The organism is Streptococcus sp. 27098_8_75, from assembly GCF_041432475.1.
Taxonomy (GTDB): Bacteria; Bacillota; Bacilli; order Lactobacillales; family Streptococcaceae; genus Streptococcus; species Streptococcus gordonii.
Genome location: NZ_JAPVZR010000004.1, coordinates 146,931 through 172,730 on the forward strand (window position 1 = coordinate 146,931; position 25,800 = coordinate 172,730).

Below are 25,800 nucleotides of genomic sequence, written 5' to 3' on the forward strand. Positions count from 1 at the left end.
TTTTAAAAGCTTTTGACTATAATTTGACGATAGTGTATTATGATGAAAAGCAAGTAAAAATGTTAGAAATAAAATGGAGGAAGAAACATGACTGCTGATTTACTATTAACTCACTTTAATCAAGTCTTTTGTCCTAACGATCTTGGACATCCGCTTTTCGGAGCGGAGATGAAGGAAGCTCGAGTGTTAGAAGACGGCTACATTGCAGTCAAAGACGGCAAAATCTTAGCTGTTGGCAGCGGAGAACCAGATGCTAGTCTGATTGGACCAGATACTAGGATTCAGTCTTATGAGGGTAAGATTGCTACGCCCGGCTTAATCGACTGCCACACTCACTTGGTCTACGGTGGCAGCCGGGAGCATGAATTTGCTAAGAAATTAGCCGGTGTTCCTTATCTGGAAATTCTTGCTCAAGGTGGCGGAATTCTCAGTACAGTTCGAGCAACGCGAGAAGCTTCTTTTGAAAATCTTTACGATAAATCTAAGAAGTTATTGGACTATATGTTGCTTCATGGAGTGACAACGGTTGAGGCCAAGAGTGGCTATGGTTTGGACTGGGAAACAGAGAAGCGTCAGCTAGATGTTGTTGGAGCTTTGGATCGTGACCATGATATTGATCTAGTTTCAACCTTTATGGCTGCCCACGCTGTTCCACCAGAATACAAGGGACGTTCTCAGGAATATCTGGAACTCATCGTCGAGGAAATGCTGCCTCGGGTAAAAGCAGAAAATCTAGCTGAGTTCTGTGATATTTTCTGTGAAAAAGGCGTCTTTACAGCTGACGAGTCACGCTACTTACTTTCTAAAGCTAAGGAGATGGGCTTCAAGCTTCGTATCCATGCTGATGAAATCGAGTCTATCGGCGGGGTAGATGTAGCGGCTGAGCTAGGAGCAACCAGTGCGGAACACTTGATGATGGCGACAGACGAAGGTATTCGCAAGATGGCAGAAGCTAAGGTTATCGGGAATCTTCTGCCGGCAACTACCTTCAGTCTGATGGAAGATACCTATGCACCAGCCCGCAAGATGCTGGAAGCTGGTATGGCTATTACCCTGACCACCGACAGCAATCCAGGCTCTTGTCCGACAGCTAACCTGCAGTTCGTTATGCAGCTGGGCTGCTTTATGATGCGTCTGACGCCAGTGGAAGTCCTCAACGCTGTAACCATCAATGCGGCCTACTCAGTTAACCGTCAAGATAAGATTGGTAGCTTTGATACTGGCAAGCAGGCTGACATTACCATCCTAGATGCTAAGAATATTGACTATCCACTTTATTTCTTTGCGACTAACCTGACCCATCAGGTCTACAAGGCAGGAAAACTAGTTGTCGATCAAGGAAGAATTGTTTAAGCTTTCTAAAAACGAATCGTATTTTTCAGACTCTCTCTGGTGACAGGGAGAGTTTTCTTTTGTAGTGTGTCAGATCTTAAGAAGCTTTGTTTCGTAAGTGAGAAAGAAATAATCTTAGGATCAGTTCTAACAAAAGTTTCAGACTCTCTTTTTTCAAAATTAGACATAAAAAGACCACTCAGTTTGAGTGGTCGTGATGATTATAAGTTTTTTACTGCTGCTATTGCCGCATCATAGTCAGGTTCAGTGTTGATATTGTCGACATATTCGGCATAGGTCACAGTGTTGTTCTCATCCAGAACGAGAACTGCGCGGGCCAAAAGGTGCCATTCATTGATGAGGACAGCGTAGTCGCGACCGAAAGAATGGTCGAAGTAGTCAGATAGCATAACAGCATTCTCAATGCCTTCAGCAGCGCACCACTTGCCTTGTGCAAAAGGCAAATCAACTGAAACTGTGATAACAACGGTATTGTCCAAGTCAGAGAGTTCTTGGTTGAAGCGGCGAGTCTGAGTTGAGCAGACACCAGTATCGATAGATGGGATGATGCTCAGGACTTTCTTTTTGCCAGCAAAGTCAGCCAGAGTTTTCTTTGATAGATCCGTTGCAGTCAGGCTAAAATCATGGGCTGTGTCGCCTACTTGCAGTTGTTTTCCAGTAAAGGTTACAGGATTTCCAAGAAAAGTTGTCATAAAAGTCTCCATTCATGTTTGATAGCTTCATTGTACTCCGAATAAGTATTTTTTTCGAATAATTTGACTGGAAATTTGAGAACGCCTACATTTCAGCCCAATTTTTTCTTTGCATAAAAAGGTTAGGATTGCTTCCTAACCTTTTGTTATTATTTGGCCAATCCTTCAGAAATTTTATCCAGATTGTATTTCATCATGCTGTAGTAGCTGTCTCCATCTTCGCCTTTTTCAGCGATTGAGTCGGTGAAGATTTTAGCGTAGATTGGGATGTTAGTGTCTTTAGAAACGGTCTTCATCGGACGGTCGTCTACACTTGATTCGACAAAGAGAGATGGGACTTTGGTCTTGCGCAGTTTTTCAACTAAGCTTTTAATTTGGTCTGGAGTCCCTTCTTCTTCAGTGTTGATTTCCCAGATGTAGGCCGATGGCACATTGTATGCCTTAGAGAAGTATTTGAAGCAACCTTCACTGGTCACAATCATTTTCTTTTCTTCTGGGATGTTGTTGAATTTCTCTTTGGCTTCCTTGTCCAAAGCAGTTAGCTTCTCTACATAAGCTTTGAGATTTTTCTCGTAAGTAGCCTTATTGTCAGGGTCTTTTTCAATCAAGCGTTTGGCAATATTTTGCGCATAGATGATCCCATTTTCCAAGTTTAGCCAAGCATGAGGATCTTCTTTTCCTTTTTCATTTTGGCCTTCTAGGTAAATGACATCAACGCCTTCACTGACAGCATAGTAGTCCTTGTTTTCTTTCTTCTGGGCATTTTCTACTAATTTAGTGAACCAAGCATTACCACCTGTTTCAAGGTTGATACCGTTGTAGAAAATGAGGTCAGCCTTAGAAGTCTTTTTGACATCTTCGGGCAGAGGCTCATATTCATGCGGATCTTGACCGACAGGGACAATACTGTGCAGATTGATTTTATCGCCAGCGATATTTTTTGTGATATCTGCGATAATTGAATTGGTTGCAACGACATTTAGCTTGGAAGAGCTAGAGTCAGAACTGCTTTTTTGACTAGAGCAGGCCGCTAGCCCTACAATAGCCACTAAAAGCAAAACTAAATAACGACATTTTTTCATCAGAAAAAATCCTCCATAAATTAATTTTATTTACTTTTTCTTTTTAAATACCGCTGTTTAGGAGCGATAAAAAAGGAAACCAAAAAGATCAGAGCAGAGGTTAGCACAATGCTGGAGCCAGCTGCAACATTAAAACTATAACCGATGAAGAGGCCTAAAACAGATGCACCAGCCCCCAAGGTAGATGACAATAAAATCATGGTCTTGAGACTCTTGGCATAGAGATAGGCTGTCGCAGCTGGTGTAATCAGCATGGCCACAATCAGAATCGTTCCGACACTTTGCATAGCTGTGACAGAAACCAAAGTCAAGAGAATCATCAGCAAATAGTGGTAAAAATTAACCTTCATTCCCATAGCTTGGGCCAAAAGCGGGTCAAAGGACGTCAGCAAAAGTTGCTTGAAGAAAATACTAATGACCAGCAGCACCAAAATACCCACGCCAATACTAATCCACATATCAAGGTCTTGTACCGCCAAGATATTCCCAAAGAGAATATGGAAGAGGTCGGTCGAACTCTTGGCAACGCTAATCAAAATGATCCCCAGAGCCAGGAAGGAAGAAAAAGTAATTCCGATAGCCGTGTCACTTTTGATAATAGAATTGCCCTTGATATAAGTGATAATAATGGAAGCTAGTAAGCCAAAGGTAATGGCACCGATGAAGAAATTAATCCCCAAAATAAAAGACAGGGCCACACCGGGCAGCACCGCGTGAGAGATGGCATCCCCCATGAGTGACATGCCCCGCAGAATGATAAAGCAGCCAACGGCACCGGCCACCACTCCAATCACAATGGCTGTAATCAAAGCATTTTGCAGGAAATGAAAGTCATGTAAGCCTTGAATAAATTCCTGAATCATCCTAGGCACCTCCATTCATAAAGAGCTGAGAGCCGTAGGTCTGCTGCATATTTTCTTTGGTGAAGGTACTCTCGGTTGATCCGAAAGCGACGACTTTTTTGTTAAGTAGCAAGACCTGATCAAAATAAGCGACCACCTTGCTCAAGTCATGGTGGACAATCAAAATCGTCTTCCCGTCTTTTCTTAGCTGACGGAGTGTTTTCATAATAATCTCTTCGCTGACCGAGTCAATCCCAACAAAAGGCTCATCAAGGAAAATATAATCCGCTTCTTGGACTAGGCAGCGCGCAATCAAGACCCGTTGGAATTGACCGCCAGACAGTTGACTGATTTGACGTTCAGCAAAATCCTCTAAACCAACGATTTTTAGAGCCTGGTTGACCTTGTCCCAGTCAGAAGTCTTTAATCTTTGGAAAAGCTTTATCTTAGGATAAAGCCCAAGAGAAACACACTCTTTTACCTTGATAGGAAAGTTATAGTCAATATTGATTTTTTGTTCTACATAGGCAATTCGTTTTAGTTCTTTGTCTAAGGGCTGACCATCCAGTAAAGCTTGGCCTTGGTGGTCGACGATTCCCAATAAACCTTTAATAAGGGTGGATTTTCCAGCTCCGTTTGGGCCGATAATCCCTGTAATAGTAGGGCCTTTTATAGTTACGTTTGCCTTATCTAATGCCAGCTGGCCCTGATAGCTGACACTTAGGTTTTGTATCTCAATCATGTATATCACCCCCCACTGTATTAATATACCTTAACATAAAAATTAAGTCAAGTTAATTTTGCAAAATATGGGAAATATTTAACAAAGATTTGAAAATCAAAGCTATTTTTGATAAGGTTATATCAAAAGTATGAAAGTGAGAAAAAGATGACACGACTGCAAGATGATTTTTATGATGCAATAAATGGCGAATGGGCCAAGACAGCTGTTATTCCCGACGATAAACCAGTTACAGGTGGCTTTATGGACTTGGCTGAGGAAATTGAAGATCTCATGCTCTCTACGACTGACAAATGGTTGGCTGGCGATGGAGTACCAGAAGATGCTATTCTGCAGAACTTCGTTGCTTACCATCGCCTAGCAGCGGATTATGACAAGCGGGAAGCAGCAGGAACTGAGCCTGCGCGTGCTTATATTGATGAGATTCGCAACCTAGCGTCTTTTGAAGACTATGCTTCTAAGATTGCTGATTTTGAGCTGGCTGGCAAGCCGACTTATTTCCCCTTTGGTGTAGCGCCTGACTTTATGGATGCCCGTATTAATGTCCTTTGGGCTGACGGACCGGGAACGATTTTGCCAGATACGACCTACTACGCGGAAGACCATCCTCAGAAGGCAGAGTTGCTTGCAAAATGGCGCAAGGCCCAGGAAGATTTACTAGCAAAATTTGATTTTACTGAAGAGGAAATCAAGGATCTTTTAGACAAGGTTTTGGACTTGGATGCTGTTTTTGCCCAGTATGTTCTCTCTAACGAGGAGAGCTCTGAGTATGCTAAGCTCTACCATCCTTATAAGTGGAACGATTTCAAGGCCTTTGTGCCGGAATTGCCTTTGGCAGATATCTTCACCAAGTTAATCGGTCAAGAACCCGACCAAGTCATTGTGCCTGAGGAACGCTTCTGGAAAGCAGCCAAGGATATCTATACAGCCGCAAACTGGGATAAACTCCACGCTTTACTGATTCTCTCTGCGGTTCGCAATACAACCCCATATCTAACGGATGACATCCGTGTCTTAGCAGGTGCTTATCAACGTGCTCTATCGGGAACTCCCCAAGCCCAGGACAAGAAAAAAGCTGCTTATTACCTAGCTCAGGGACCTTTTAATCAAGCAATCGGTCTTTGGTATGCGGGTCAAAAGTTCTCTCCAGAAGCCAAGGCTGATGTAGAGCAGAAAGTAGCGACCATGATTGAAGTTTACAAAAACCGCCTAGCTCAGAATGACTGGTTAACACCAGAAACTCGTGACAAAGCCATTGTCAAACTTAATGTCATCAAGCCTTATATTGGTTATCCAGACGAGCTCCCTGAGCGTTATTCTCGCAAGATCGTGGATGAAAAGCTGACGCTCCTTGAAAATGCTCAGAAGCTGAGCCAGATTGATATTGCGTACAGCTGGAGCAAGTGGAATCAACCGGTGGATTACAAGGAATGGGGCATGCCAGCCCACATGGTCAATGCCTACTATAATCCGCAGAAAAACCTGATTGTCTTTCCAGCGGCGATCCTGCAGGCGCCTTTCTATGACCTGCACCAATCCTCATCAGCCAATTACGGTGGTATCGGAGCGGTCATCGCCCATGAGATTTCTCATGCTTTTGATACCAATGGCGCTTCCTTTGATGAAAATGGTAGCCTCAACAACTGGTGGACGGAGCATGACTACCAAGCCTTTACCGAGCGGACTCAAAAGGTCATTGACCAGTTTGAAGGACAGGATTCCTATGGAGCTAAGGTCAATGGCAAGCTGACCGTTTCAGAAAACGTGGCAGATTTGGGCGGTATTGCAGCAGCCCTAGAAGCAGCAAAGAAAGAAGCTGATTTCTCTGCAGAGGAATTCTTTACCAACTTTGCCCGCATTTGGCGGATGAAGGGACGCGAAGAGTATATGAAACTCCTAGCAAGCGTTGATGTTCATGCTCCAGCCAAGCTTCGGACCAATGTGCAGTTGCCTAACTTTGACGATTTCTTTACAACCTTTGATGTCCAAGAAGGGGACGGCATGTGGCGGAGCCCAGAAGAGCGGGTGATTATTTGGTAACAAACAAGTCATAAGACGACATAAAAACCTGACTGGAGAATTTTAATAAAGAATTGTATATCTTTAATTAATTATAAGAAAAAGAGAAAAGTCTCAAATAAATAGTGAAAAATGCGAACATATAATTGACATGTGTTGCTAAATATAATAGAATGTTTTTGATACGTTAGGTACCCCTAACGATTCATATTGTATCAGAATGTTAAAAATAGGAGGCATTCTTTGGAAGGATACCATGGAACAAGGCCCTCTTCAGTAAAAAGTATTTTAGAAACAAAGTCTTTTACAATTTCTCAATTTATAATTGGGAAAGATTTCGACATACAAGCCAATCAAAGTTTACCGAATGATTTGGGACAAGGTTTGTATTTGTTTATCGATGATGGAGTTGCGGGATATAGTGGTTTAGAGAGTGCAAAAAATTACGCACGTATTTATAGATCTAATTCAAACAAAATAGGCGTAATAAGTTTCGAAGTCGATTCGCAAAAATTAAAAGTCTTAGACCTAAGTGAACCTGAGTCAAAAAAATTTTTCAACTTATATAAGCAACAGAGTTATGATCAAATAAAATGTATGTTGGGTAGATTAAGACAGAACCGTTCCTTTAAAAGATTTAACCTTGACGGTATATTTTTAGAACATATTCTACAATATCATCCTTCATTTCAAAAGATGAATGCTGTTACCTATGAGAGTTATGTTCCCACGGTTTCTGAACATCCGAGACCACTATCTGGTGTTGAAAATTCAAGAGAATTTTGTTTAAGAGATATGAATTTAATTGACTGGACGAAAACAAAGGAGGTATATCATGGATTTTGAAAAATTTGTTTTAGATGAGTCAATTCTTGATACAGATGCTTGGCTCCCTAAGGAAGCATTAGAAGAAATTGTTCAAGCTATACTACGCCAAGAAAAAATGGAGCTTAACAGTCTAATAGAATGCAATCCACAGTATTTCACAGAGAGCTCATTGGAAAATGTTAGAGCTGAGTCTCGCGGTTTTGTAGGATATGTAGAGAGTGACAAGAATAATAGCACTTATAAAGTGCAAGTGAAGGATATGGCAGCGTAATGGCAATTATTTCGTTTGAAGAATATGTAATTGATAAGTCAGTTTATCAGAATAATCCTGAATTTGAAAATAACAGAGAAGACGGGAAATTACTTGTCCCAATTAGATTTTCTGCAGAAATTGGGATTGATAAAGAAGAAGAAAAATCATATGTTATCATTAACGTAAATTTAGGGCAATCAACAGATCCTGAGGAGATACCTAATATTCCATTTATATGTGAAGTATCTATTAGGGGGTTATATAGTTATTCCTCTTCTGATTTTGAAAACGAAGAAGAATTAAAACAAGTTTTAGGAAGTAATGCTGTAGCTATACTTTATCCGTATGTACGTGCATATATTTCTACTTTAACTAATCTCTCAAATCAATTTCCGGCATACACTCTACCTGTAATGAATTTTGCAGAAACAATTAAGGAAAATGATTTGATTACCTATATTGGATTTGATTAATTTTTTGTAAAAAGATAGGTATTAACTAATATCTATCTTTTTATATAGTTAAAAACCACATTTTAAGGCGCTAGTTTCTTGAATACGCCCTTTTTAGTTTTTTTGTGAACATTTTAAGAACTTTTAATGATTTATAATAACCTATAATAAGCTGTGATCTTTGAGAGATCACCAAACTAGGTTTTTTGATTGTAAAAGCGATAAAACATTACTTTGGTATATTTTATGCCAGTATAAGAATAGGAAGGTGTATCAATGAAAAATAATAAAGTAGTCGACCAAAATAGACTTGGAAACTATTTAATTCTGTACTTAGATCCAGAATTAGAAAAGGGACTTAATGAAACCATAGCCTGTCGGGAAATAAGGCTAAAAGGTTTTGAATATGATACTGTCCCTTCGTTTGATTCTAAGTGTATGATCGCTTTTGAAAGTGATTCTGATGAGAATTATATTGGTGAAATAATTGAATATGAATAAGGTGTGGAATTTGGTTAAGGAATGGTAAAATAGTTTCCTGCTAAATAGGAATAAAAAAGCACTTTTGAATAGTGCCAGTTTCTTGCCTGCTGAACTCATTAAAAGTATAGTTTTATGTTCAGTGATTTGTGGAGTAAGGAAGATACTCCAAAACATTTAAAAGAAACATGGAAACAAAGAACCGTTTTAATACCAATACATAGAGATATATAATAAAACGTACTAATCACCCCAAAAAGTAATAATACAAAGTTCTTTGGTCAGGTTTTTATTTGTAGCTACAGAGATAAATTTTGATGATCAAATTATGCTATAATAGGAGATATCTGGAAGAAGGAGATCCTGATGTGGAATTCAAGGAAGAGCTAGGACAGAAAATTCAATCTCTAAGAGAAGAAAAAGGCTTGAGTCGTCAGGCCATTTGTGGGGAAGAAGACATTTTGACAACACGGCAATTACAGCGAATTGAAAAAGGCCAGTCTCTGCCTACCATCGCAACAGCTCTCTATATTGCTGAGCAACTGGAAGTATCACTAGATAGGCTAGCAAATAGAGAGCGATTCGAATTGCCATCAGGCTATCTTGAATTGAAGTATCGCTTGGAAAAGCTATATCACTATGGCGATGGAGAGCGTCTTCAACAGAGAGAAGAGCTGATCGAGGAAATCTATCGGAAGTATTTCGATCAGCTCCCTGAGGAAGAACAACTTTATCTTCAGATTAAGCAGGCCAAGAATGATATGGTTTTAACGGAAAATATTGCCTATGATCAAGGCTTAATAGATGAATATCTGGATCAGGCTTTGGCCAAAGAAAAATTGACGGAAATGGATCTAGAAATCATTGATTTACGCCTGTTGGCGCTTGGTTTGAAAGATTTTGATAAGAAGGAGTTTACTTATTTGCTAAACAAGTTGCTTGAGGCGGTAGCTGATTATCCTACCAGCGGCTTGGAAAAAATCCAGACCAGAATCATTTTTGCGGCGGGGGTCTTGTCTCATTATCAAGAATATGATTTACTACCTAAAATATTACGAGCCCTGGAAGAGCTGATGTTGAGGCGAAACGACTTTCAAGATCGTGTCTTTAGCTATGCGCTTCAGTGGAAAATCGCCCTCTTCTTAGAAAACAATCTCGAAAAAGCTGAGGATAACTATCAAAAGGTCAAGTTAATGCTAGAGCTATTGCCAGAAGATGTCCTTAAGGAGAACATGAGACTGGATTGGGAGCAGGATATAAGCCGCTATAGTAAAATTGACGAATAAGCAACAGAACTCTGTGAGTCTAGGAACTCATAGAGTTTTTTAAATAGGACATGAATGTCCTCACACTTCGGTTTAATGATCTCTTATAATAGTGGGAGTAGAAAAAAAGAAGTTACTTCTTCTTGAGGAAGGAATTTGGGAAAAATGGAAATTAGATTAAAAAATATTAAGAAAAACTATGGCTCTTTTGAAGCCTTAAAGGGAATTGATTTAGTTTTGGAAGAAGGCAAGTTCTATGGACTTCTTGGGCCCAATGGTGCGGGTAAAACGACTCTCTTTAATCTCCTTATTCAAAATTTCAAGCAAAGCTCAGGAGATATTAGATGGGAAGTTGACGGACGGCCTCTATCCACAAAAGATTTTTATCGCCATATCGGAATCGTTTTTCAAAGCAATCGTTTGGATGAAAATTTAACAGTAGAGGAAAATTTGGTATCTAGAGGTGCCTTGTATGGCTTATCTAAGACCAAGGTCTTGGAGAGAATGAAGGATTTACAAAACTATCTAGATGTTGCATCTATTAAAAATAAAAAATACGGGAGCTTGTCAGGGGGGCAGAAACGCAAAGTAGATATTGCTCGTGCTCTGCTGCCTAAACCATCACTTTTGTTGCTGGATGAGCCAACCACTGGTTTAGATCCACAATCTCGACATGATTTATGGGATGCCATCTATCAGTTGAATAAGAAAGATAATATGACGGTAGTTCTCATTACTCACTATTTAGAAGAGATGGCTGGATGTGATATTCTACATGTTTTAATTTCTGGTAATCTTTATTACTCAGGAGATATTGCTACTTTTATTGAAAAGCATTCGACAACTAACTTGAATTTGCGCTTAAAAGAAGGTCAGTCTGTAACATCACTATCGATATCACAATTTATGAACAAAAGTCAAGTTTTGTCAGAAAGAGAGATTGTTTTTAAAGATGTTTCTGTTGAAGAAATGATGGAAATTATTTCTGAAAACCAAGATAAGTCTATCATTGAAGCATTTAATGTGGAATATTCAAACTTGGAAGCAGCTTATTTAAATTTATTAAAAGGAACAGGAGGAGAAATGAATGTTTGAGCTAATTTCTAGAAATAGGAAAGTATACACGCGAGATCGTTTGGCGTTTCTCATGTCATTCTTGTCAGTTATTATTTTAATTTTAGTCTATCAAGTCTTTCTAGGACAAATCCAGATTGATGCCATTAAGGAAGCGTTAGGTAGCGACACTGCTTCGAGCGATACAATTAAGATGGTAAACTATTGGTTGATATCAGGTTTGACGACGATTATTTCTATGACCAGTACTTTAGGAGCGTTTGGAGTAATGGTCTCAGATAAAGAAAAGAAACTGAGTGAAGATTTCAAGGTTAGTCCCATTTCTAATTTCAAGGTTGAATTATCCTATGCTATTTTTGCAATCCTATTTGGGATTATCCTCACCATGTTCTCTTGTGTCTTTGCGATTGGGATTTTCAACGGTTTTAGTTCCCTTCTAGATTATTCGGTTATGGACTATCTAAAGATTTTTGGAATTGTTAGCTTGTCAACAGTCTTGTCAGCTACTATTGTTCTTCCTGTATTAGCCTTTATACGAACAAGTTCAGCTTTTACCACTTTAAGTACGATCGTTGGTACCTTTATCGGATTTATTTCAGGAGTTTATCTTTCTATCGGTTCAGTCGGGGAAACTTTGCAGCAGGTTATGACTTGGTTTCCTATGACACAAGTGAATGCACTTTTAAAACAAGTTTTGATGAAAGACTCAATTGCTCAAGTATTTGATAGTGCCCCATCTTCGGTGGTAAATGAATACAAGGAATCTTATGGAGTAGTATTGCAGAATGCTAGTGGGGATCATCTTTCTAATCAATTCATGCTAATTTATATTTCACTTATTATTGTTGCTCTATTAACACTCCACTTTTTTATTAAAAAGGTTAAGAAATGAAAGGGACCTCAGCTAAAGTTGTATAAAAGTGAATGCATATACAAAAAACCTGTTTAGGGTTCCCTAAACAGGTTTTATAGTTCTTTGATCTCTTTCATATAACCAGCTGTAATGATACCAGCGGGGAGTGCAACAATTGCAATTCCTAAAAATGAAGAGATCATTGTAATGATTTTTCCGGTAGTTGATATCGCGTAAATGTCCCCATATCCAACCGTAGTCAGGGAAATCGTTGCCCAATAGAGGGCGTCAAAGAAGGTAGGGAAAGTACTAGGCTCTACGTTGAAAATGACAAGGGCGGAAACAAAGATATATCCAAGTGCTAAAACCCCTACAATAATCAGACTGTCTTTCTGTTTTTTTAAGACATTTGTCAAGATCTGAATGTTTTTGGAATAGCGGAAAAATTTAAAGATACGCAGGGTACGAAGCATACGTAAAATCTTAAATAGACGCAGACTGTCATTTAACAAAAAGAGTGATGGCAATATGCAGAGCAAATCAGCCATAGCCAAGAAAGTAAAAGGATAGAGGAGGAAAGAAATCCGTCCTTTCTGTAATTTATAATCGGCAGTAACAAGCCTAAGAATATAGTCAATGATAAAAATAATCGTTGTTATTAGATCGAGCCAAATGAAGATTCCTGAATGACTTTTTGAAGTTAGAGGAATTAAACTGACAATGATGGCCAAGATCATGAAAATATCGTAGGCTTCTTCAATAAAACTTTCCTGCTGATGGGGCTCAATAATCTGAAACAAAGTCTTTCTCATAATCATAGCTCTCCCTTATTCATATGAATTTAATTTTAATTCTATCTGTTTTTAAAGATAAGTCAAGGTAAATCAACAAAGATTTTCCCCATTCTCCATTTTTAGCGTCTTTCAAAATCCTTTGAGAAAGTTACTATAAAAATAAAATCCAAGCTGAAGAAATAGCAAAGTAGAGGTTTTCTTCAAACTTGGATTCAGCGAATAAATTTAGAAGCCTTTGATTAAGGATAAAAATCAGTTCAAGATGTGAGGTATAATCAGAGAAGGTTTATAATATAAAAAATAGTTAGGAAAAGGAATTTTTGCTTAGAAATAACAATTGATGTTATGGTTTAGAAAAACCTGCTGATAATCGTATAAATCCTCTGGATGTAGGGCTTTAGTACCCTCCATTTCATACCGCCGTCCTAGTAGTTTATACTTGTTTTCTCCAAATTGATGGAAAGGTAGCAGTTGGACTTGATCGATGGATAATTCATTGAAAAGAGTTGCAAACTGTTCCGCATCTTCTAGAGAGTTATTAAAGTCAGGAATTACTGGAATTCGCAGGACAATTGTCTTTTGATGAGTAAATGCGTAATGTATATTCTTAACAATCAACTCATTTTTAACACCAGTAATCTTACGGTGATTGACTGAGTTATAGTGCTTCAAATCGGTATAAATGAAATCAACATATTGGATGAGATCAACAAATTTTTCGTGTTCTACAAAAGCCGTTGTTTCTATTGCGGTATGAATACCTTTCTCCTTAGCTGCTTTAAGGATAGCTTTGGCAAATTCAAATTGAGCAAAAATTTCCCCGCCAGATAAGGTCAATCCACCGCCGGATTCTTCATAAAAATCACGGTCTTTTAAGACTTCATCTATAATCTCAATAACACTTCTTTCTTCTCCCATAGTGATGTTTTTTTGGGTAGTAGCATCAAGCATAGGCTCAGGTTGCATCCTCTGTGATTCTGGGTTTGAACACCAAGGGCAGCGTAGTGGGCAACCCTTTAGGAAAACTGTTGTTCGGATTCCGGGGCCATCATGAATACTGAAATGTTGGATATTGAAAATAATTCCTTTTGTTGTTTCCATACGCAACCCTCCTTTTAATACAACTATTATAACTTATTTACGCAACAAATACAATTACGAACGAAACTATTTTTTATTTTATTTTTATAAAATCTTTTGTTAAAATATAGGTGAGGTAATGAAAATGGAACGTTTAGATAAAATCGTGAAATTAGTCTCTGAATATGAAAAGATTGATGTTAATACACTTTCTGAGAAGCTACAAGTTTCTAAAGTAACGATTAGGAAAGACTTAGATAAATTGGAATTAAAAGGTTTGTTGCGTCGTGAACATGGGTATGCTGTTTTGAATAGTGGGGACGACCTTAATGTCAGATTGTCTTTTAATTACGATACAAAGCGAAGAATTGCCCAGAAAACCGCTGAACTAATTAGTGATAATGAAACAATTTTGATTGAATCAGGATCAACTTGTGCCCTTTTAGCAGAAGAAATTTGCCGTAGCAAGAGGAATGTAAAAATCGTTACCAATTCCTACTTTATAGCTGACTATGTTAGGAATTATGATTCGTGCAAAATCATTCTTTTAGGTGGAGAATTCCAAAAAGACTCTCAAGTGACTGTTGGTCCGCTTCTTAAAGAAATGATCCACTACTTTCATGTTAAATATGCTTTTGTAGGAACAGATGGCTATGATGAAGAACTTGGGTTTACAGGGAAAGATTTGATGCGTAGTGAAGTCGTTCAATATATGTCTGAAGTGGCCGACCAAGTTGTAATTCTTACTGATTCAAGTAAATTTGGGAAAAAAGGGATTGTTAAGCGTTTCGGACTTAAGCAGGTGTCTCAAGTTGTAACAGATACCGGAATTTCAAATGTCGCTGTTGAGCAATTAGAAAAGGCAAGTATTAGAGTTGTTAAAGTTTAGGCTTGAAGGAGCGGATGATGAGAAATGAAAGAAAAAAGCTTCTGGCTAAATTAGCCTATCTTTATTTCATAGAAGAGAAGAGCCAGGCAGAAATTGCAGCAGAAACAGGAATCTATCGCACAACTGTTAGTCGAATGCTGGCTGAAGCAAAGAAAAAAGGGATTGTCAAGATTGAAATAAATAATTTCGATACTCGCTTGTTTCAGTTAGAAAAGTATGTCAAAGAGAAATATAGATTAAAAGGTATAGATATAGTTGCGAATGTGCCTGATGAATCAACTGCTGAATTAGAAGAAAGGCTAGGTCAAAGTGCAGCAAATCTACTTCGAGCTCTATTAGATGATCATATGAATGTAGGCTTTTCGTGGGGAAAAAGTCTCAGCCTGTTGGTAGAACATTTAAATCCACGACATTTGAAAGATATTCATTTTGTTCCACTAGCTGGTGGTCCCAGTCACATCCATGCCCGATATCATGTCAATACTCTGATTTATAACATGGCAAGCAAATGTCATGGAGATTGTAACTTTATCAATGCGACCATTATTCAGGAAAAGGAAAATTTAGCAAAAGGAATTTTATCATCAAAATATTTTGAAGATCTCAAAAAGAGTTGGCAGGATTTGGATATTGCTGTCGTAGGAATCGGTGGTTTTGCAGATGAGAACAATCGTCAGTGGTTGGATATGTTAACAGAACGAGATTTTTCTGTTTTAAAAAGTGAAGGAGAGGTCGGAGAAATTTGTTGCCGTTTTTTTGATAAAAATGGAAAACCGGTATATGAGGAATTACAGGAAAGGACAATTGCTATTTCCTTATCTGAACTTAAAAAAATACCAAATACTTTGGGATTTGCTTATGGATATACCAAGGCGACAGCTATTCTATCTGTTTTGCGGGCTGGTTATATTAATCATTTAGTAACAGATGAAGAAACAATATTAAAGGTGTTATCCTTAGATGGAGATGGTAGTTTTATCTAGTAGGTTAAAGAAAAATAGGATAGTAAAAAAAGAAAGAACTTAGTTCTTTCTTTTTTTAGCATCATTTTGCACAAGTGTGCAAAATATTTTAAATAAGAGTAAATGTGCAGAAATTTATTGACGAATATGTTCAAAGGTGATAGATTTAAGTTACAAACATAATAAAAGCGCTTTCATATGAAAAGAGAAAACTTTATTAAAAGTTGACTGGAAAAGGAGCAAGTTATGGAAGTTATTGTGGCAGATCAAATTATCATGGGACTTATTCTAGATGCCGGTGATGCCAAGCAACATATTTATCAGGCTTTATCACTAGCTAAAGATGGTAAGTTTTTAGAGTGTGATGAACAAGTTAAGTTGGCAGACAAGGCGTTGCTTGAGGCTCACAATTTACAGACTCAATTTTTAGCACAGGAAGCAGGGGGGACAAAAACAGAGATCACAGCACTATTTGTCCATTCTCAAGATCATTTGATGACCAGTATTACAGAGATTAATCTCATTAAGGAAATCATTGATTTGAGAAAAGAACTACAAGAAAAAGCTTAACTTATTAGGAGGATATAATGATGATCAAAATTGGTTTGTTTTGTGCAGCAGGTTTCTCAACAGGAATGTTGGTTAATAATATGAAAATAGCTGCAGCTGAAAAAGGGTTAGAAGCTGAGATTGAGGCGTACTCACAGGCAAAGCTAGCTGATTATGCTGCTGATTTGGATATCGCCTTATTAGGACCTCAGGTTGCTTATACTCTAGACAAATCGAAAGCTATCTGCGATAGTTGCCATACTCCAATTGCAGTGATACCGATGGCTGATTATGGTATGCTAGATGGCAAAAAAGTGTTAGATCTCGCTTTGGGTTTGTTAGACAAGTATCAAGATCAAGGAGCTTAGTTATGTCTAAGATAAATACACAAAAAATAATTGCACCCATAATGAAGTTTGTTAATATGCGTGGAATTATCGCGCTAAAAGATGGTATGTTGGCAATTCTGCCTCTTACGGTTGTTGGGAGCCTATTCTTGATTGTAGGTCAATTACCGTTTGAAGGCCTAAATCAAGCCATCGCTGGTGTGTTTGGGCCAGACTGGACTGAACCGTTTATGCAGGTTTATTCAGGAACCTTTGCTATTATGGGGCTGATTTCTTGTTTTTCAATCGGTTATTCTTATGCCAAGAACAGTGGCGTGGAGCCTCTTCCTGCAGGAGTATTGGCTCTGTCTTCCTTCTTTATTCTTTTGAAGTCCTCCTATATTCCTGAAAAAGGTGAGGCAATTGCAGATGCGATTGGCAAGGTTTGGTTTGGAGGACAAGGAATAATAGGAGCTATTCTCATTGGTCTAGCAGCTGGTAGCATCTATACTGTTTTCATTAAAAAACATATTGTTATTAAAATGCCAGAGCAAGTTCCACAAGCGATCGCCAAGCAGTTTGAAGCCATGATTCCAGCTTTCGTTATTTTCTTGCTTTCCATGATAGTTTATATAGTTGCCAAGCTAGCGACTGGTGGCGGTACCTTTATTGAGATGATTTACGATGTTATTCAGGTGCCTCTACAAGGTTTGACGGGCTCTTTGTATGGAGCTATCGGTATTGCATTCTTCATTTCTTTTCTGTGGTGGTTTGGTGTTCATGGGCAATCCGTTGTCAATGGTGTCGTAACAGCCTTGTTGCTGTCAAATCTGGATGCAAATAAGGCTTTACTTGCTGCAGATAAGTTGTCCGTTAGTCAGGGCGCTCATATTGTGACCCAGCAATTTTTGGATAGCTTCCTTATCTTATCGGGATCTGGTATCACTTTTGGAGTAGTCGTAGCGATGCTTTTTGCTGCTAAGTCTAAGCAGTATAAGGCTCTGGGAAAAGTTGCTGCTTTTCCGGCTATCTTCAATGTCAATGAACCCGTTGTCTTTGGTTTTCCGATTGTAATGAATCCGGTCATGTTCTTACCCTTTGTTTTGGTTCCAGTTTTAGCTGCTTTAATTGTATACATGGCGATTGCAGTTGGATTTATGCAACCATTCGCAGGTGTGACTTTGCCTTGGAGTACACCGGCTATCATTTCAGGTTTTATGGTTGCTGGTTGGCAAGGAGCAGTCATTCAAATTGTCATTCTAGCCATGTCCGCCTTTGTTTACTTCCCATTTGTGAAGTTTCAGGATAAGATTGCCTACAATAACGAATTGAAAAATGAAGAGTAATCTGATTTTGATGAATAAAAAACACAAAAGTTTCTTAGCTCAGATGGCACAAATGTGCAAATAATCTTTAATTTAATTATAGCCTATAAATGATTGAATTCTTGGATATTGCATGTTACAATACTTACGAAAGAAATAAAAATAATTTCATAAGAAAGGATGCAGCAAAATGATCCAAGTAAAAGAAGTAGAAAGAACAACAATAAAAACAGACTATTTTGGTAGTTTGACAGAGAGAATGAATAAATATCGTGAAGATGTTTTAAATAAAAAGCCCTACATTGATGCAGAGCGCGCTGTCCTGGCTACCAAAGCTTACGATGAGCATAAGGAAAAGCCAAATGTGTTGAAACGTGCTTACATGCTCAAAGAGATTTTGGAAAATATGACGCTTTACATCGAAGATGAAACGATGATTGTCGGTAATCAGGCTTCATCTAATAAAGATGCGCCTATTTTCCCAGAGTATACTTTAGAGTTTGTACTTAATGAACTAGATCTTTTTGAGAAACGGGATGGAGACGTATTCTACATCACGGAAGAAACCAAAGAGCAGCTCCGTGGTATTGCTCCTTTCTGGGAAAATAATAACCTCCGTGCTAGAGCTGGCGCTTTACTTCCAGAGGAAGTTCAGGTTTATATGGAAACCGGCTTCTTTGGCATGGAAGGAAAGATGAACTCTGGGGATGCCCACTTGGCGGTCAACTATCAAAAACTCTTGGCTTATGGACTGAAAGGTTTTGAAGAAAAAGCTCGCGCAGCTAAGGAAGCTTTGGATTTGACCGACCCGGCTAGTATTGACAAATACCATTTTTATGATTCGATTTTCATCGTAGTCAATGCGGTGAAAGCTTATGCGGAGCGTTTTGTAGCCTTAGCCAAACAACTGGCTGAAAAAGCAGAGCCTAAGCGTCGTCAGGAGCTATTAGAAATCGCTAGAATCTGTTCTAAAGTGCCATATGAGCCAGCATCAACCTTTGCTGAAGCTGTTCAGTCTGTCTGGTTTATCCAGTGTATTCTTCAGATTGAGTCCAACGGACATTCACTCTCTTATGGACGCTTTGACCAGTACATGTATCCTTATGTCAAGGCAGACTTGGAAGCTGGACGTGAGACAGAAGCTAGCATTGTAGAACGCTTAACCAATCTCTGGATTAAGACGATCACTATTAATAAAGTGCGTAGTCAGGCTCATACATTCTCATCTGCGGGTAGTCCCCTTTATCAAAATGTGACAATCGGGGGCCAAACGAGAGATAAGAGAGATGCAGTCAACCCACTTTCCTACCTCGTGTTGAAATCTGTAGCCCAAACTCATCTTCCTCAGCCGAATCTGACCGTTCGCTATCATGCTGGCTTGGATGCTCGCTTTATGAATGAGTGTATCGAAGTCATGAAGCTTGGTTTCGGTATGCCGGCTTTCAATAATGATGAAATCATCATTCCGTCCTTTATCGCAAAAGGCGTTTTAGAAGAAGATGCTTACGACTACAGCGCTATCGGCTGTGTGGAAACCGCTGTGCCTGGTAAATGGGGATACCGTTGTACAGGTATGAGCTACATGAACTTCCCTAAGGTACTCCTGATTACTATGAACGATGGGATTGATCCAGCATCTGGCAAGCGCTTTGCACCAAGCTTCGGTCACTTTAAAGATATGAAGAGCTTTGCTGAGCTGCAAACTGCTTGGGACAAGACCTTGCGCCATTTGACCCGCATGAGTGTCATCGTGGAAAATTCTATCGACCTATCTCTTGAGAGAGAAGTACCGGATATTCTCTGCTCAGCTTTGACAGATGATTGTATCGGACGCGGTAAGCATTTGAAAGAGGGTGGAGCTGTCTATGACTATATTTCTGGTCTTCAAGTCGGTATTGCCAATCTATCAGACTCACTGGCGGCTATCAAGAAGCTGGTCTTTGAGGAAGGCAGGCTGACTCCAGCTGAACTATGGCATGCACTTGAAACGGACTATGCAGGTGAGCGTGGTAAAGAAATCCAAGAGATGCTGATTCATGATGCACCGAAATATGGTAATGATGATGATTACGCAGATAAGCTAGTGACAGATGCTTATGATATTTATGTGGATGAAATCGCTAAGTATCCAAATACTCGTTATGGCCGTGGTCCAATTGGCGGTATCCGCTACTCAGGAACATCTTCTATTTCAGCCAATGTCGGTCAAGGTCGTGGTACTTTGGCGACGCCAGATGGCCGCAATGCCGGAACACCGCTTGCTGAAGGATGCTCACCATCTCACAATATGGATAAGAACGGTCCAACCTCTGTATTGAAATCCGTTTCTAAATTGCCGACGGATGAAATCGTTGGTGGCGTTCTGCTTAATCAAAAAGTAAATCCTCAGACTTTGTCTAAAGAGGAAGATAAACTGAAACTAATTGCCTTGCTTCGTACATTCTTTAACCGTCTGCATGGCTATCATATCCAATACAATGTCGTTTCTAGGGAAACCTTGATTGATGCGCAGAAGCATCCTGAAAAGCACCGCGATTTGATTGTTCGCGTTGCAGGCTACTCTGCTTTCTTCAATGTGCTTTCCAAGGCGACACAAGATGATATTATCGGACGTACGGAGCACACATTGTAAAAGAGGTCCAATTTATGGAATTCATGCTTGATACCTTAAATTTAGAGGAGATAAAAAAATGGTCGGAAGTCCTCCCCTTGGCGGGAGTGACTTCTAATCCGACCATCGCAAAAAAAGAAGGAAAAATAGATTTCTTTGAACGGATTCGCGCTGTTCGAGAAATTATAGGAGAAGGCCCGTCTATTCATGTGCAGGTTGTTGCCAAGGATTATGAGGGCATCTTGAAAGATGCTGCTGAAATTCGAAAAAGATGTGGTGATGCTGTCTACATTAAAGTTCCGGTCACACCAGATGGGTTAGCGGCTATCAAAACTCTCAAGGCAGAAGGTTATAAGATTACAGCGACAGCTATTTATACAACCTTTCAAGGTCTCTTAGCCATTGAAGCGGGGGCTGACTATCTTGCTCCTTACTATAACCGCATGGAAAATCTCAATATTGATTCAGATGCTGTCATTAGCCAGCTGGCTAAGGCTATTGAGCGAGATCATTCCGCCAGTAAAATATTGGCGGCCTCCTTTAAAAATGTTGCCCAAGTCAATCGAGCTTTTGATGATGGTGCCCAAGCTGTTACAGCAGGTCCGGATGTTTTTGCAGCAGCCTTTGCTATGCCGTCCATTGCTAAGGCGGTAGACGACTTTGCAACAGATTGGTCTGACATTCATAGTCAGGAATATGTTTAACAAAGAATAAATTGTTTACCCATAACAAATTGAAAGAGGTGCCTTATGAGAATATTTGCAAGTCCGTCTCGTTATATTCAAGGAGAAAATGCTCTGTTTGAGAATGCCAAGCAGATATTGAAGTTGGGGAATCGCCCAGTTCTTCTCTGTGATGATGTGGTATATGGTATTGTTGGTGAAGCTTTCTCGAAATATTTAACACGTTATGGATTCCATGTTTTTAGAGTTGCATTTAATGGAGAAGCCTCCGATAATGAGATTAATCGAGTAGTTTCTCTAGCAGAAAAAGATGGGGCTGATTTGGTGATTGGTCTCGGCGGTGGTAAGACCATTGATAGTGCGAAAGCTATTGCAGACCTGTTAGAAGTGCCAGTAGTTATTGCGCCGACCATTGCTTCTACAGATGCACCAACCTCTGCTTTATCAGTTATTTACACTGATGAGGGAGCATTTGAGAAATATATTTTTTACAGTAAGAATCCAGATTTAGTTTTAGTTGACTCAGCTGTCATTGCTAAAGCTCCTAAACGTTTATTAGCCTCTGGAATTGCAGATGGCTTAGCAACTTGGGTTGAAGCTAGAGCGGTTATGCAGGCTAATGGTGTTACCATGTTGGGGGACAGGCAGACTTTAGCAGGAAATGCAATTGCGAAGAAATGTGAAGAGATTTTGTTTGCAGATGGCTTGCAGGCTATCGCAGCCTGTGAAGCACAAGTTGTCACGCCTGCTTTAGAGAATATCATTGAAGCAAATACATTACTTAGTGGATTAGGCTTCGAGAGTGCTGGTTTGGCAGCAGCCCATGCTATTCACAATGGTTTTACAGCTCTTTCAGGCGATATTCACCACTTGACCCACGGCGAAAAGGTTGCCTATGGAACCTTGACCCAGCTCTTCCTTGAAAATCGGCCGAAAGAGGAATTGGAGAAATATATCCGTTTCTATCAAAGAATTGGTATGCCGACAAGTTTAGAAGAAATGCATTTAGAAAATGTTAGCTATGAGGATCTACTGAAAGTTGGAAAACAGGCGACGATTGAGGGTGAAACAATTCATCAGATGCCGTTTGCTATTTCTGCTTCTGATGTGGCACAAGCTATCCTAGCAGTCGACCGATATGTCAAGGATTTGGATAAATAAAAGCAAAATAGAAAACAAGCCACCTTTCAACCATAAGGCTGACGAGGCGGCTTGTTTTTTAATGAGATTACCAGATATAAGGGAAAACTCGGTATCTAACCTTTTGGCAATATGTTTCGTAATTTTTTCCAAAGTGGTTACCTAAGGCTTTTTCTTCTACTTTAAGTCGAATGCCATATCCTACTACTAGTAAAATAAGACAGATAATGATTGTAAAAGGATTTAGTGAAGTGATTGATAGGCCAAGGATAGACAAGATACTGCCAGTATAGGCAGGATTTCTCACAATAGCATAAGGGCCATGGTCTACTAATTGTTGATTATCAGTTGTTTGAACGGCCAGTGTGAAGTTTTTTCCGAGATAATTGACTGCATAGATTCGCAATACGAACCCTGCTAGGGAGATGAGGATTCCAACATAGGTCAAAAAAGGTGGCAATTGAGCTATAGAAGGTAGAAGTTGTTCATTCATTAATAGAAGACAACAAACAACACTACCAATAATGATGTAGCGACTTCCTTTGTCTGCAGAATCATTTACATTGTTTGACTTAGTTTTATTTTTAATCCACATTTCTGTGCTAATAAAAATAACAAAGAAAACATAAGTGAAAATAGTTTGTAAATTCATGATTATTCCTCCTGTCAGAATTATACACCTTTTAATTTTGGAGGTCAATCAAAGATTAACGCTTTAGAAATGGCTTATAGTTTTTATCGGTGAAAACTGGATTCCATCTTTCAAAATCCTTTGAAAATGGTATAATAGTAACATCACAAAAGTTGGAGATAAATATGAGTACTTACAATCATAGAGAAATCGAGCCTAAGTGGCAAAAATACTGGGCAGAGCACCATACATTTAAGACAGGTACGGACAAGGACAAGCCTAACTTTTATGCGCTGGACATGTTTCCTTACCCATCAGGAGCGGGGCTCCATGTAGGGCATCCAGAGGGCTACACAGCGACAGATATCCTTAGCCGCTACAAGCGAGCTCAGGGCTATAACGTCCTTCATCCTATGGGCTGGGATGCCTTTGGTTTGCCAGCTGAGCAATATGCCATGGATACAGGCAATGACCCGGCTGACTTTACAGCGGAAAACATTGCCAACTTCAAGCGTCAAATCAATGCTCTGGGCTTCTCTTATGACTGGGATCGGGAGGTCAATACTACTGACCCTAACTATTACAAGTGGACTCAGTGGATTTTCACCAAACTTTACGAAAAAGGTCTGGCTTATGAAGCAGAAGTACCAGTAAACTGGGTGGAAGAGCTGGGAACGGCTATCGCTAATGAGGAAGTTCTGCCAGATGGCACTTCTGAGCGCGGTGGTTATCCAGTTGTCCGCAAGCCCATGCGTCAGTGGATGCTGAAAATCACGGTCTACGCAGAGCGTTTGCTCAATGACTTGGAGGAACTGGACTGGCCTGAGTCTATCAAGGATATGCAGCGCAACTGGATTGGTAAGTCAACCGGTGCCAATGTAACCTTCAAAATTAAGGATACAGATAAGGACTTTACTGTCTTTACGACTCGTCCGGACACCCTTTTTGGTGCAACCTATGCTGTTTTGGCTCCAGAGCATGCTCTCGTTGATGCCATTACAAGTGCCGAACAAGCCCAAGCAGTAGCAGACTACAAACATGCAGCCAGCCTCAAATCTGACCTGGCTCGGACTGATCTAGCTAAGGAGAAGACCGGTGTCTGGACAGGAGCTTATGCTATCAATCCTGTCAATGGCAAGGAAATCCCAATCTGGATTGCCGACTATGTGCTTGCAAGCTATGGAACAGGGGCTATCATGGCCGTTCCTGCCCACGATGAGCGCGACTGGGAGTTTGCTAAGCAGTTTGATTTAGAGATTATTCCGGTTCTAGAGGGGGGCAATGTTGCTGACGCTGCTTACACAGAAGACGGTCCGCATATTAACTCTGGCTTCTTAGATGGCTTGGACAAGGCTACCGCTATTGAAAAGATGGTTGCTTGGCTGGAAGCAGAAGGTGTCGGAAACGAAAAAGTCACCTATCGCCTGCGCGATTGGCTCTTTAGCCGTCAGCGCTACTGGGGTGAGCCGATTCCAATTATTCATTGGGAAGACGGGACTTCAACGGCTGTTCCAGAAAGTGAATTGCCGCTTGTCTTGCCTGTAACCAAGGATATCCGCCCATCTGGTACCGGTGAAAGCCCTCTGGCTAATCTGACTGACTGGCTAGAAGTGACTCGGGAAGATGGTGTTAAAGGACGCCGTGAAACCAACACTATGCCTCAATGGGCTGGTTCTAGCTGGTATTACCTGCGTTATATTGACCCGCACAACAATGAGAAATTAGCAGACGAAGACCTGCTCAAGGCTTGGCTTCCAGTTGACATTTACATCGGTGGTGCAGAGCACGCCGTGCTTCACCTCCTCTACGCTCGCTTCTGGCACAAGTTCCTCTATGATCTTGGAGTGGTACCGACCAAAGAGCCTTTCCAAAAACTCTTTAACCAAGGAATGATTTTGGGGACTAGCTACCGTGATCACCGTGGAGCACTTGTGGCGACTGACAAGGTGGAAAAACGTGATGGTTCATTCTTCAACATCGAAACGGGAGAAGAATTAGAGCAAGCACCTGCTAAGATGTCTAAATCTCTGAAGAATGTAGTCAACCCAGACGATGTAGTAGAGCAATATGGTGCTGATACCCTTCGTGTCTATGAAATGTTCATGGGGCCACTGGATGCGTCCATTGCTTGGAGCGAGGAAGGTCTGGAAGGCAGCCGCAAGTTCCTTGATCGTGTTTACCGTTTGATGACAAGCAAAGAAATCGTTGCGGAAAATAGCGGAGCTCTTGACAAGGTATACAACGAAACAGTCAAGTCTGTCACAGAGCAGCTTGAGGAGCTCAAGTTTAACACGGCCATTGCCCAACTCATGATCTTTGTCAATGCAGCCAACAAGGAAGAAAAACTCTATGTCGAATATGCCAAAGGTTTCATTCAATTGCTGGCGCCTTTCGCACCACACTTGGCTGAAGAACTCTGGCAGTCACTAGCTCAAACTGGCGAGAGTATCTCCTACGTAGCTTGGCCAACTTATGATGAAAGCAAGCTTGTCGAAGCAGAGGTCGAAATCGTAGTTCAAATCAAGGGTAAAGTTCGTGCTAAGCTAGTCGTAGCTAAGGACTTGAGCCGTGAGGAATTGCAGGAAATCGCTTTAGCAGATGAGAAAATCAAGTCTGAAATCGCCGACAAAGAAGTCGTGAAAGTGATTAGTGTACCGAATAAACTTGTTAATATCGTTGTGAAATAAACTTCTTAACCTCAGAATTTCGTTTCTGAGGTTATTTTTTTATCGTTCACTTTTATTGAGGCTAACAGCTGTAGAAATTTATCGAACTGGTACCTGTCCACGCTTCTTCTTTCGCCTTGGATGTGGTATAATAGCTGAAAAAATTGTGTAAAGGAAAGAATACATGCTTGCACATGGAGGCGATATAT

Annotated in this window: 25 protein-coding genes; 18 read left to right on the forward strand and 7 right to left on the reverse strand. The window is 40.0% G+C overall.

Annotation, left to right across the window (positions count from 1 at the left end):
* Positions 1–87 precede the first annotated feature (87 nt).
* The gene (gene hutI / locus O3640_RS07760) at positions 88–1,353 is read left to right on the forward strand and encodes an imidazolonepropionase (RefSeq protein WP_061599523.1); all 1,266 of its coding nucleotides are present in this window, start codon (positions 88–90) and stop codon (positions 1,351–1,353) included.
* A 200-nt stretch (positions 1,354–1,553) separates the two neighbouring features.
* Here the strand turns inward: hutI and tpx are convergent, their stop codons facing one another.
* The 4 genes from tpx to O3640_RS07780 form a co-directional block, all read right to left on the reverse strand.
* Positions 1,554–2,045 carry a thiol peroxidase gene (tpx, locus tag O3640_RS07765; protein ID WP_012130838.1) on the reverse strand — a complete coding sequence of 164 codons (492 nt, stop codon included), beginning with the start codon at positions 2,043–2,045 and terminating at the stop codon, positions 1,554–1,556.
* A 149-nt stretch (positions 2,046–2,194) separates the two neighbouring features.
* A complete protein-coding gene (gene scaA, locus O3640_RS07770) occupies positions 2,195–3,127 on the reverse strand; it encodes a metal ABC transporter substrate-binding lipoprotein/adhesin ScaA (protein ID WP_105026629.1) in 933 nt (310 codons plus the stop codon).
* A gap of 26 nt (positions 3,128–3,153) precedes the next feature.
* The gene (locus O3640_RS07775; RefSeq protein ID WP_061582746.1) at positions 3,154–3,990 is read right to left on the reverse strand and encodes a metal ABC transporter permease; all 837 of its coding nucleotides are present in this window, start codon (positions 3,988–3,990) and stop codon (positions 3,154–3,156) included.
* Between the two features lies 1 nt (position 3,991).
* Positions 3,992–4,711 (reverse strand): metal ABC transporter ATP-binding protein, encoded by a 720-nt coding sequence (locus O3640_RS07780; RefSeq protein WP_012130835.1) that lies wholly within the window; start codon positions 4,709–4,711, stop codon positions 3,992–3,994.
* A 147-nt stretch (positions 4,712–4,858) separates the two neighbouring features.
* Between O3640_RS07780 and O3640_RS07785 the strand changes: the two genes are divergently transcribed.
* From O3640_RS07785 to O3640_RS07820, 8 genes are all read left to right on the forward strand, one after another.
* A complete protein-coding gene (locus tag O3640_RS07785) occupies positions 4,859–6,751 on the forward strand; it encodes a M13-type metalloendopeptidase (RefSeq protein WP_371586825.1) in 1,893 nt (630 codons plus the stop codon).
* Positions 6,752–6,973: 222 nt separating this feature from the next.
* Entirely contained in the window at positions 6,974–7,576 is a 603-nt protein-coding gene (locus tag O3640_RS07790; RefSeq protein WP_061584963.1) for a hypothetical protein, read from the forward strand.
* On the forward strand, positions 7,566–7,829 hold the full coding sequence (locus O3640_RS07795) for a hypothetical protein (RefSeq protein WP_061584962.1): 264 nt from the start codon (positions 7,566–7,568) through the stop codon (positions 7,827–7,829). The genes O3640_RS07790 and O3640_RS07795 overlap by 11 nt, the downstream gene beginning before the upstream one ends.
* Positions 7,829–8,284 carry a protein-export chaperone SecB gene (locus tag O3640_RS07800; protein ID WP_061584961.1) on the forward strand — a complete coding sequence of 152 codons (456 nt, stop codon included), beginning with the start codon at positions 7,829–7,831 and terminating at the stop codon, positions 8,282–8,284. The genes O3640_RS07795 and O3640_RS07800 overlap by 1 nt, the downstream gene beginning before the upstream one ends.
* Before the next feature lie 255 nt (positions 8,285–8,539).
* Positions 8,540–8,764: a hypothetical protein gene (locus O3640_RS07805; protein WP_061584960.1), complete on the forward strand. Its 225-nt coding sequence runs from the start codon at positions 8,540–8,542 to the stop codon at positions 8,762–8,764.
* Between the two features lie 347 nt (positions 8,765–9,111).
* A complete protein-coding gene (locus O3640_RS07810) occupies positions 9,112–10,029 on the forward strand; it encodes an XRE family transcriptional regulator (protein WP_227221484.1) in 918 nt (305 codons plus the stop codon).
* A 144-nt stretch (positions 10,030–10,173) separates the two neighbouring features.
* Positions 10,174–11,103 (forward strand): ABC transporter ATP-binding protein, encoded by a 930-nt coding sequence (locus tag O3640_RS07815; protein WP_227221483.1) that lies wholly within the window; start codon positions 10,174–10,176, stop codon positions 11,101–11,103.
* Positions 11,096–11,974 carry an ABC transporter permease gene (locus O3640_RS07820; RefSeq protein ID WP_227221482.1) on the forward strand — a complete coding sequence of 293 codons (879 nt, stop codon included), beginning with the start codon at positions 11,096–11,098 and terminating at the stop codon, positions 11,972–11,974. Before O3640_RS07815 ends, O3640_RS07820 begins: the two co-directional genes overlap by 8 nt.
* 74 nt (positions 11,975–12,048) lie before the next feature.
* On the opposite strand, the gene O3640_RS07825 is transcribed toward O3640_RS07820, so the two are convergent.
* Entirely contained in the window at positions 12,049–12,747 is a 699-nt protein-coding gene (locus O3640_RS07825; protein ID WP_060970757.1) for an ion transporter, read from the reverse strand.
* A gap of 306 nt (positions 12,748–13,053) precedes the next feature.
* Positions 13,054–13,830: a glycyl-radical enzyme activating protein gene (locus O3640_RS07830; RefSeq protein WP_045504320.1), complete on the reverse strand. Its 777-nt coding sequence runs from the start codon at positions 13,828–13,830 to the stop codon at positions 13,054–13,056.
* A 124-nt stretch (positions 13,831–13,954) separates the two neighbouring features.
* On the opposite strand from O3640_RS07830, the gene O3640_RS07835 reads away from it, so the two are divergent.
* The 8 genes from O3640_RS07835 to O3640_RS07870 all read left to right on the forward strand — a co-directional run bounded on the left by O3640_RS07835 (position 13,955) and on the right by O3640_RS07870 (position 22,315).
* The gene (locus O3640_RS07835; protein ID WP_041789904.1) at positions 13,955–14,698 is read left to right on the forward strand and encodes a DeoR/GlpR family DNA-binding transcription regulator; all 744 of its coding nucleotides are present in this window, start codon (positions 13,955–13,957) and stop codon (positions 14,696–14,698) included.
* Between the two features lie 17 nt (positions 14,699–14,715).
* The gene (locus O3640_RS07840) at positions 14,716–15,681 is read left to right on the forward strand and encodes a sugar-binding transcriptional regulator (RefSeq protein ID WP_045773485.1); all 966 of its coding nucleotides are present in this window, start codon (positions 14,716–14,718) and stop codon (positions 15,679–15,681) included.
* Between the two features lie 225 nt (positions 15,682–15,906).
* Positions 15,907–16,230, forward strand: a complete 324-nt coding sequence (locus O3640_RS07845) for a PTS lactose/cellobiose transporter subunit IIA (protein ID WP_045504315.1) — start codon at positions 15,907–15,909, stop codon at positions 16,228–16,230.
* Positions 16,231–16,250: 20 nt separating this feature from the next.
* Positions 16,251–16,577 (forward strand): PTS sugar transporter subunit IIB, encoded by a 327-nt coding sequence (locus O3640_RS07850; protein ID WP_045773626.1) that lies wholly within the window; start codon positions 16,251–16,253, stop codon positions 16,575–16,577.
* Between the two features lie 2 nt (positions 16,578–16,579).
* Complete coding sequence (locus tag O3640_RS07855; protein ID WP_045773486.1) at positions 16,580–17,881, forward strand: PTS sugar transporter subunit IIC; 1,302 nt, start codon at positions 16,580–16,582, stop codon at positions 17,879–17,881.
* A gap of 169 nt (positions 17,882–18,050) precedes the next feature.
* On the forward strand, positions 18,051–20,492 hold the full coding sequence (locus O3640_RS07860; RefSeq protein ID WP_061582751.1) for a glycyl radical protein: 2,442 nt from the start codon (positions 18,051–18,053) through the stop codon (positions 20,490–20,492).
* Between the two features lie 14 nt (positions 20,493–20,506).
* Positions 20,507–21,175: a fructose-6-phosphate aldolase gene (locus O3640_RS07865; protein ID WP_045773488.1), complete on the forward strand. Its 669-nt coding sequence runs from the start codon at positions 20,507–20,509 to the stop codon at positions 21,173–21,175.
* A gap of 45 nt (positions 21,176–21,220) precedes the next feature.
* Positions 21,221–22,315 (forward strand): glycerol dehydrogenase, encoded by a 1,095-nt coding sequence (locus O3640_RS07870; RefSeq protein WP_045773489.1) that lies wholly within the window; start codon positions 21,221–21,223, stop codon positions 22,313–22,315.
* A 67-nt stretch (positions 22,316–22,382) separates the two neighbouring features.
* Here O3640_RS07870 and O3640_RS07875 read toward each other — a convergent pair whose 3' ends face one another.
* Complete coding sequence (locus O3640_RS07875) at positions 22,383–22,946, reverse strand: isoprenylcysteine carboxylmethyltransferase family protein (RefSeq protein ID WP_048775486.1); 564 nt, start codon at positions 22,944–22,946, stop codon at positions 22,383–22,385.
* 164 nt (positions 22,947–23,110) lie between these two features.
* On the opposite strand from O3640_RS07875, the gene leuS reads away from it, so the two are divergent.
* Positions 23,111–25,612 carry a leucine--tRNA ligase gene (leuS, locus tag O3640_RS07880; RefSeq protein ID WP_048775484.1) on the forward strand — a complete coding sequence of 834 codons (2,502 nt, stop codon included), beginning with the start codon at positions 23,111–23,113 and terminating at the stop codon, positions 25,610–25,612.
* The last annotated feature ends 188 nt before the right edge of the window (positions 25,613–25,800 follow it).

Excerpts from the sequence above, each read along its gene's own strand:
- hutI (WP_061599523.1), top strand. The coding sequence starts at position 88 with ATGACTGCTGATTTACTATTAACTCACTTTAATCAAGTCTTTTGTCCT.
- tpx (WP_012130838.1), bottom strand. The coding sequence starts at position 2,045 with ATGACAACTTTTCTTGGAAATCCTGTAACCTTTACTGGAAAACAACTG.
- scaA (WP_105026629.1), bottom strand. The coding sequence starts at position 3,127 with ATGAAAAAATGTCGTTATTTAGTTTTGCTTTTAGTGGCTATTGTAGGG.
- O3640_RS07775 (WP_061582746.1), bottom strand. The coding sequence starts at position 3,990 with ATGATTCAGGAATTTATTCAAGGCTTACATGACTTTCATTTCCTGCAA.
- O3640_RS07780 (WP_012130835.1), bottom strand. The coding sequence starts at position 4,711 with ATGATTGAGATACAAAACCTAAGTGTCAGCTATCAGGGCCAGCTGGCA.
- O3640_RS07785 (WP_371586825.1), top strand. The coding sequence starts at position 4,859 with ATGACACGACTGCAAGATGATTTTTATGATGCAATAAATGGCGAATGG.
- O3640_RS07795 (WP_061584962.1), top strand. The coding sequence starts at position 7,566 with ATGGATTTTGAAAAATTTGTTTTAGATGAGTCAATTCTTGATACAGAT.
- O3640_RS07800 (WP_061584961.1), top strand. The coding sequence starts at position 7,829 with ATGGCAATTATTTCGTTTGAAGAATATGTAATTGATAAGTCAGTTTAT.
- O3640_RS07805 (WP_061584960.1), top strand. The coding sequence starts at position 8,540 with ATGAAAAATAATAAAGTAGTCGACCAAAATAGACTTGGAAACTATTTA.
- O3640_RS07815 (WP_227221483.1), top strand. The coding sequence starts at position 10,174 with ATGGAAATTAGATTAAAAAATATTAAGAAAAACTATGGCTCTTTTGAA.
- O3640_RS07820 (WP_227221482.1), top strand. The coding sequence starts at position 11,096 with ATGTTTGAGCTAATTTCTAGAAATAGGAAAGTATACACGCGAGATCGT.
- O3640_RS07825 (WP_060970757.1), bottom strand. The coding sequence starts at position 12,747 with ATGAGAAAGACTTTGTTTCAGATTATTGAGCCCCATCAGCAGGAAAGT.
- O3640_RS07830 (WP_045504320.1), bottom strand. The coding sequence starts at position 13,830 with ATGGAAACAACAAAAGGAATTATTTTCAATATCCAACATTTCAGTATT.
- O3640_RS07835 (WP_041789904.1), top strand. The coding sequence starts at position 13,955 with ATGGAACGTTTAGATAAAATCGTGAAATTAGTCTCTGAATATGAAAAG.
- O3640_RS07840 (WP_045773485.1), top strand. The coding sequence starts at position 14,716 with ATGAGAAATGAAAGAAAAAAGCTTCTGGCTAAATTAGCCTATCTTTAT.
- O3640_RS07845 (WP_045504315.1), top strand. The coding sequence starts at position 15,907 with ATGGAAGTTATTGTGGCAGATCAAATTATCATGGGACTTATTCTAGAT.
- O3640_RS07850 (WP_045773626.1), top strand. The coding sequence starts at position 16,251 with ATGATCAAAATTGGTTTGTTTTGTGCAGCAGGTTTCTCAACAGGAATG.
- O3640_RS07855 (WP_045773486.1), top strand. The coding sequence starts at position 16,580 with ATGTCTAAGATAAATACACAAAAAATAATTGCACCCATAATGAAGTTT.
- O3640_RS07860 (WP_061582751.1), top strand. The coding sequence starts at position 18,051 with ATGATCCAAGTAAAAGAAGTAGAAAGAACAACAATAAAAACAGACTAT.
- O3640_RS07865 (WP_045773488.1), top strand. The coding sequence starts at position 20,507 with ATGGAATTCATGCTTGATACCTTAAATTTAGAGGAGATAAAAAAATGG.
- O3640_RS07870 (WP_045773489.1), top strand. The coding sequence starts at position 21,221 with ATGAGAATATTTGCAAGTCCGTCTCGTTATATTCAAGGAGAAAATGCT.
- O3640_RS07875 (WP_048775486.1), bottom strand. The coding sequence starts at position 22,946 with ATGAATTTACAAACTATTTTCACTTATGTTTTCTTTGTTATTTTTATT.
- leuS (WP_048775484.1), top strand. The coding sequence starts at position 23,111 with ATGAGTACTTACAATCATAGAGAAATCGAGCCTAAGTGGCAAAAATAC.